The following is a 4,672-nucleotide window of genomic DNA, read 5'->3' as shown; positions in this document are numbered from 1 at the left end:
GCCCGTAACCTCCCCGAAGCCCTCGAAACCCTCGGAACATCGGGACACCCATGAGTCAGACCGTCACCCGCGCCCTGCGCCTGCTCGCCGAACTCGGCGAGGGCGAGCGCTCCCTCGACCAGCTGGCCGACCTGATCGGCGTGCACAAGACCACCGTGCTGCGGCTGTTGCAGACGCTGGAGGAGGGGCGGTTCGTCTACCGGGACGCGCAGTACCGCTACCACCTGGGCGCGGGCCTGTTCGCGCTGTCCAGCCTCGCGCTGGAGCAGCGCGGCATCCGGCGCACCGCGGCGCCGCACCTGGCGGAGCTGAACGCGGCGACCGGCCAGACCGTGCACCTGGCCGCGTACGAGGGCGGCGAGGTGGTCTACATCGACAAGTACGACTCGCGGCATCCGGTGCGGATGTACTCGCGGATCGGTCTGCGGGCGGCGCTGCACAACACGGCGGTGGCGAAGGTCCTGCTGGCCGACCTGCCGCCGGCCGAGCGGCGGCGGGCGGTGGACGGCATCGAGTTCACGGTCCACACGCCGAACACCATCACCAGTCCGCACGCGCTGCTCGCCGAGCTGGAGCAGGTCGCCGCGCAGGGCTGGGCGCAGGACCACGCCGAGCACGAGGCGTTCATCAACTGCGTGGCCGCGCCGATCCGGGACGCCTCGGGCCGGGTGGTCGCGGCCGCGTCGATCTCCGTCCCGGACGTCGTCCTCCCCTACGAGCAGGTCCTCGACCTGCTCCCCCAACTGCTCGCCTGCACCCGGGCGATCTCCGCCGACGCGGGCCTCCCCGCGCGCGGCAGTCATTCCTGACGTACCGTCAATCACTTACTGGAGAAGCGCACATGAGCGACAAGACCGAGATCCGCACCGACGGCGCGCCGGCCCCCGCGTGGATGTTCTCGCAGGGTGTCCGCAAGGGCCCGATCCTGCAGGTCTCCGGCCAGGGTCCGCAGGACCCGGCCACCGGCGAGTACCTGTACCACGGTGATGTGAAGGCGCAGACCCGCCGCACGCTGGAGAACGTCAAGGCGATCGTCGAGGCCGGCGGCGCGACCATCGAGGACGTGGTGATGTTCCGCGTCTACCTCACCAAGCGCGCCGACTTCCCGCTGATGAACGAGGTCTACGCCGCGTTCATCGATGAGAACATCAAGCCGGGCGGCGTCAAGCCCTGCCGGACCACGATCTTCGTCGAACTCCCGCAGGAGCCCATGCTGGTGGAGATCGACGCCCAGGCCGTCGTCACCGACTGACGCGCCAAGCCTCCCCTCCCGGCCGCCCTCCGGCACCAGCCGTCCCGACCGCCCTCCGGTACCAACCATCCCGGGCGCCCTCCGGCACCAGCCGTCCCGGCCGCCCTCCGGTACCAACCATCCCGGGCGCTCTCCGGCACCAGCCGTCCCGGCCGCCCGGCACCGTTGCCGAACGGGTCCCCGGCCGACCGTCGCCGGGGGCCCTCGGGCGTGGCGGCGGGCCCGGTTAGGCTGTTGCGGTTCCGATCACGCCGGCCCCGGGAGTCCGCCATGCACGTCCTGATCCTCGGCGGCACCAGTGAGGCCCGCCGGCTGGCGGACGTGCTGGTCGCCGACCCGGCCCTGCGGGTGACCAGTTCGCTGGCGGGTCGGGTGGCCCAACCGCGGCTGCCCGCCGGGGAGGTGCGGATCGGCGGCTTCGGCGGCCCGGCCGGCCTGGCGGCCTGGCTGCGCGCCCACCGGGTGGACGCGCTGATCGACGCCACCCACCCGTTCGCGGAGACGATGAGCCGCAACGCCGCGGCGGCCGTCGCCGACACCGGCACCCCGCTGCTCGCGCTGCGCCGCCCGAGCTGGGCGCCGCAGGACGGCGACCGCTGGCACCCGGTGCCGAGCCTGGCCGCCGCGGCGGACGCGCTGCCCGCGCTCGGGCGCCGGGTGTTCCTGACCACCGGCCGGCAGGGCATCGCCTCGTTCGCGCACCTCGACGGCCTCTGGTTCCTGGCCCGTTCGGTCGAGCCGCCGGTGCCGCCGATGCCGTCGGCCGTCGAAGTCCTGCTGGAGCGCGGGCCGTTCACCCTCGACGGGGAACGGGAGCTGCTGCGGGCGCACCGCATCGAGGTGCTGGTCACCAAGGACAGCGGCAGCGCCGCCACCGCCCCCAAGCTGACGGCGGCCCGCGAGCTCGGCCTGCCGGTGGTCGTGGTCCAGCGCCCGGCCGCCCCGCAGGGCGTGCGGACCGCCCCGGACGTCGCCGGGGCGGTCAACTGGGTTCGCACGCTGGCGAATTGACGGAAGGTCAGTCCTCCGGGTAGCGGCGCGGCGTCCACACCACTTCGCGGTCGGCGCCGCGCTGCACCCACTGGGTCTGGGTGGAGCCGATCAGCAGCAGGGTGCGCATGTCGACCTCGGCAGGGTCGAGTTCGGCCAGCGCGACGGTGCGGACCCGCTCGGTCGGGCCGCCGACGTCCCGGGCCATCACCACGGGGGTGGCCGGGTCGCGGTACTCCAGCAGCAGGTCACGGGCCGAACCGACCTGCGTGGTGCGGGACTTGGAGCCGGGGTTGTACAGCGCGAGGACGAGGTCGGCCTCGGCGGCGGCGCGCAGCCGGCGGGCGATCACCTCCCACGGCTTGAGCCGGTCGGAGAGCGAGATCACCGCGTAGTCGTGGCCGAGCGGCGCGCCGGCGCGGGACGCGGCGGCGTGCGCGGCGGTCATCCCGGGCAGGACGCGCACGGGGACGTCCCGGTACGGGTCCTCGCAGGCGGCTTCCAGGACGGCGGTGGCCATCGCGAAGACGCCCGGGTCGCCCGAGGAGACGACGGCGACGCGGTGGCCGCGGCGCGCCAACTCCAGGGCGAATTCGGCGCGTACGCCCTCCACCTTGTTGTCGGAGCCGTGCCGGACCTGCCCGGCGCGGACCGGCACCCGGTCCAGGTAGGTGGTGTAGCCGACCAGGTCGGTCGCGTTGGCGAGCGCCCCGCGCGCCTCCGGGGTGAGCCACAGCGGCCCGGCCGGTCCGGTGCCGACCACCACCACCTCTCCCACCGCCGGTTCGGCGTCCGGCAGTTCGGGTTCCCGGCCGTCGGCGAGCGCCTCGAAGGGCTGTCCGGCGGAGTCGAGGGCGGCGACCCGGCTGGGCAGCACGGCGACCGAGAAGTACGGCACGCTCTCGGCGTCGATCTCGGCGAGCCGGCCGGTGCGTTCGCCCTCCATGGTGGCGCGTTCGACGTACCGGGCCTCGTCGAGCCGGCCGGCGCGCTCCAGGGCGCGGCGCACGGTGGGGAAGGTCCGGCCGAGCTTCATGACGACGGCGGAGTCGGTGGCGGCGAGACGCGCCGTCAGCTCCTCCTCCGACAGGGTGCCCGGTATCACCGTGAGGACTTCCTCGGCTTCCACCAGCGGGGTGCCGAGGCGGGCGGCGGCGGCGCTGATCGAGGTGACGCCGGGCACCACCTCGGCCCGGTAGCGGTGCGCGAGGCGCTTGTGCATGTGCTGGTAGGAGCCGTAGAACAGCGGGTCGCCCTCGGCGAGGACGACGACGGTGCGCCCGGCGTCGAGGTGGGCGGCGAGCCGCTCGGACGCCTCCTGGTAGAAGTCGTCGAGCGCGCCGCGGTAGCCGCCGGGGTGGTCGGTGGTCTCGACGGTGACGGGGTACATCAGCCGCTCTTCGAGCTGGCTGCCCGTCATGTACCGCTCGGCGATGGCGCGCGCGTTCGAACGTCCGTGCCGGGCGCAGTGGTAGGCGATGACGTCGGCCTTGCCGATGAGTTCGGCGGCGCGCACCGTGACCAGCGACGGGTCTCCCGGTCCGACGCCGACCCCGTACAACCGGCCGGCCGTGGAAGCTTCCTGACGGTCCGTCATTCCTGCTCGCTCGCAATCGCGTTGATCGCGGCAGCGGCGATCGCGCTGCCGCCCCGGCGGCCACGGACCACCAGGTGTTCCAGTGCGGCCGGGTGTTCGGCCAGGGCCTGCTTGGACTCGGCGGCGCCGATGAAGCCGACGGGGACGCCGATCACGGCGGCGGGTCGGGGCGCGCCGGCCTCGATCATCTCCAGCAGCCGGAACAGCGAGGTGGGGGCGTTGCCGACGGCGACCACGGCGCCTTCGAGGCGGGGCAGCCAGAGTTCCATGGCGGCGGCGCTGCGGGTGGTGCCCATGGCGCGGGCGAGTTCGGGCACCGTCGGGTCGGTGAGGGTGCAGATCACCTCGTTGTCGGCGGGCAGCCGCTTGCGGGTCACGCCGCTGGCGACCATGTTGACGTCGCACAGGATCGGCGCGCCGGCGTGCAGGGCGCGGCGGGCGTCGGCGACCACGTTCGGCGACCAGAGCAGGTCCTCGACCAGGTCGGTCATGCCGCAGGCGTGGATCATCCGGACCGCGACCTGGGCGACGTCGGCGGGCAGCGCGGCGAGGTCGGCCTCGGCCCGGATGGTGGCGAAGGACTGGCGGTAGATGGCTGCGCCGTCCTTCTCGTAGTCGATCATTTGGTCCTCCGCCATTCGGCATTGCGCGCCTCGGCGACTGCCTCGGCGGTTTCGTACTCGCTGGATTCGTACTCGCCGGCCCCGTGCCCTCCGGCCCCGTACCCGCCGCCCTCGTGCCCGGCTTCGCTCACGGCGCCGAGCACCGTGCCGGCCCCGGCGCCCGTCGCGCTGCCGCGGCGCGTCTCGCGGACCCGGCCGTCGACGGTGATG

General features: G+C 74.0%; 5 protein-coding genes and 1 pseudogene. 3 read left to right on the top strand and 3 right to left on the bottom strand.

The features are described from left to right. Positions 1-50: 50 nt before the first annotated feature. The 3 genes from KCH_RS31275 to KCH_RS31265 all read left to right on the top strand — a co-directional run bounded on the left by KCH_RS31275 (position 51) and on the right by KCH_RS31265 (position 2,263). Complete coding sequence (locus KCH_RS31275) at positions 51-809, top strand: IclR family transcriptional regulator (RefSeq protein ID WP_035868600.1); 759 nt, start codon at positions 51-53, stop codon at positions 807-809. Positions 810-841: 32 nt separating this feature from the next. Next, positions 842-1,252, top strand: coding sequence for a RidA family protein (locus KCH_RS31270; protein WP_035868597.1), 411 nt, complete (start codon positions 842-844; stop codon positions 1,250-1,252). 270 nt (positions 1,253-1,522) lie between these two features. After that, positions 1,523-2,263, top strand: coding sequence for a cobalt-precorrin-6A reductase (locus KCH_RS31265; protein ID WP_035868594.1), 741 nt, complete (start codon positions 1,523-1,525; stop codon positions 2,261-2,263). A gap of 7 nt (positions 2,264-2,270) precedes the next feature. Here KCH_RS31265 and KCH_RS31260 read toward each other — a convergent pair whose 3' ends face one another. The 3 genes and pseudogenes from KCH_RS31260 to KCH_RS42890 form a co-directional block, all read right to left on the bottom strand. Then, complete coding sequence (locus tag KCH_RS31260; RefSeq protein ID WP_035868591.1) at positions 2,271-3,839, bottom strand: precorrin-2 C(20)-methyltransferase; 1,569 nt, start codon at positions 3,837-3,839, stop codon at positions 2,271-2,273. Then, complete coding sequence (locus KCH_RS31255; RefSeq protein ID WP_035868586.1) at positions 3,836-4,462, bottom strand: precorrin-8X methylmutase; 627 nt, start codon at positions 4,460-4,462, stop codon at positions 3,836-3,838. Before KCH_RS31255 ends, KCH_RS31260 begins: the two co-directional genes overlap by 4 nt. Next, positions 4,459-4,672, bottom strand: a pseudogene (locus KCH_RS42890) (histidine kinase); the annotation flags it as partial. The pseudogene KCH_RS42890 and the gene KCH_RS31255, both read right to left, overlap by 4 nt.

It is taken from the genome of Kitasatospora cheerisanensis KCTC 2395, from assembly GCF_000696185.1.
Taxonomy (GTDB): Bacteria; Actinomycetota; Actinomycetes; order Streptomycetales; family Streptomycetaceae; genus Kitasatospora; species Kitasatospora cheerisanensis.
Note: the sequence above shows the minus strand (reverse complement) of the source record. Positions and strands in the feature narration are given on the sequence as shown.

Bases quoted from the DNA above. Each gene is read 5' to 3' on its own strand.
- KCH_RS31275 (WP_035868600.1), top strand. From the start codon at position 51: ATGAGTCAGACCGTCACCCGCGCCCTGCGCCTGCTCGCCGAACTCGGC.
- KCH_RS31260 (WP_035868591.1), bottom strand. From the start codon at position 3,839: ATGACGGACCGTCAGGAAGCTTCCACGGCCGGCCGGTTGTACGGGGTC.
- KCH_RS31270 (WP_035868597.1), top strand. From the start codon at position 842: ATGAGCGACAAGACCGAGATCCGCACCGACGGCGCGCCGGCCCCCGCG.
- KCH_RS31265 (WP_035868594.1), top strand. From the start codon at position 1,523: ATGCACGTCCTGATCCTCGGCGGCACCAGTGAGGCCCGCCGGCTGGCG.
- KCH_RS31255 (WP_035868586.1), bottom strand. From the start codon at position 4,462: ATGATCGACTACGAGAAGGACGGCGCAGCCATCTACCGCCAGTCCTTC.